1 protein-coding gene is annotated in these 1376 nt (G+C 44.9%); it reads left to right on the forward strand.

The window, feature by feature from the left end:
• On the forward strand, nucleotides 1–1376 hold a 1376-nt coding region (locus tag G468_RS0117985), incomplete at both ends, for a phage tail tape measure protein (RefSeq protein ID WP_026824147.1).

A 1376-nucleotide genomic window follows, 5' to 3' on the forward strand; every position in this document is an offset into this window, starting at 1 on the left:
TATGCTAGGCAACTGGAAGAACGCAAAGCACAAATTAAAACTGAAAGTCAGTTCGCCATTCATACCATCGAAACCGCTGCACAAATTAATGCGGCCATTAATGCGGGTAAAGATCCGCTGAAAGAAAGAGCCAGAATTCAGCAGGAAATCAACCAACGCTATAAAGAGGGCAGTTTAACATTAAATGAGTACACCCAAGCGCTTAAAGGACTCGACAAACTGTACGCCTCCCCGCAAAAAACGTCCGGGGAAACCCTTGATGCGGGGCGTCAGCGAATTGAGCAACTGCAACAACAAACAGCGACCTTACAAGCGCAGTTAATGGAAAATGAAAAACTCCTCGATTCAGAACGGAAATTGGCAGCCTTTGAGCAAGAAATCACTCGATTAAAAGGGCGAACGCTGAATGCATCACAGAAGAGTGTGTTAGCGCATGCGGATGAAATTCGTACACAGTTGCAAATCAATGCCGGATTAGAGCGTGAATTACAGTTAAAAGCATTAAGGCAACGATTTGCAGATCAGGATTTTGAAATCACAAAACGTACGACTCAAATGCAGCAGGAAGCCCAAAATCAGATTCTGCAAATGACGATGCCCAAAGTGGATTATGACTTGATGCTTGAAGAACAACGCGTCAGGGATGACTTTCGTAATCGGCGATATCAGCTTGATAAGGAAGTTTCAGATAAGACCTCACAACTTTATGCAGAACGGACGCAGTTTTTAGCGCAAGAAGAACAAAAACAGATTGAGATAGTGAGAGCTGCTGCATTAAGTAAGGCGAAGGTGGCGCAAGATGGGGGGAAAGGCGTAGCCAAAGGCTGGCAGGATTTCGGTGCGGAAACAGAAAACGTGTTTGATAACATGCGTAATATCACTAAAAACGCTTTCGATGGTATGTCAAATACCCTGGCAGACTTTGTGACCACAGGTAAATTTAATTTTTCTGATTTTGCGCAATCGGTGGTCAATGATATAACGCGCATGATTGTTAAAATGATGATATTTAAAGCGTTGGAGTCAAGTTTGGGTGGTTCTGGTCTTGGCAGTTTTCTTGGCATAAGAGCCAATGCACTGGGCGGTGTTTATCGTTCGTCAGGGTTAAGTGCCTATAGTAATCGTGTTGTGGATTCGCCGACGTTATTCCCATTTGCCAAAGGAATCGGGTTAATGGGTGAAGCGGGGCCTGAAGCCATTATGCCGTTAACTCGAGGGCGTGATGGTTCGCTGGGTGTCAAAGCAGTCGGTGGCTCATCAGAGACCCAAGATGTAAGCACTATCCATATTCATCAGGTTATCAATGTGACCGGTAATGGCGATAAAGTCATTGGAGAAATAACCCAACGCGCAGCAAAACAGGGAGCAGATGATGC

The organism is Arsenophonus nasoniae DSM 15247 (assembly GCF_000429565.1).
Classification (GTDB): Bacteria; Pseudomonadota; Gammaproteobacteria; order Enterobacterales; family Enterobacteriaceae; genus Arsenophonus; species Arsenophonus nasoniae.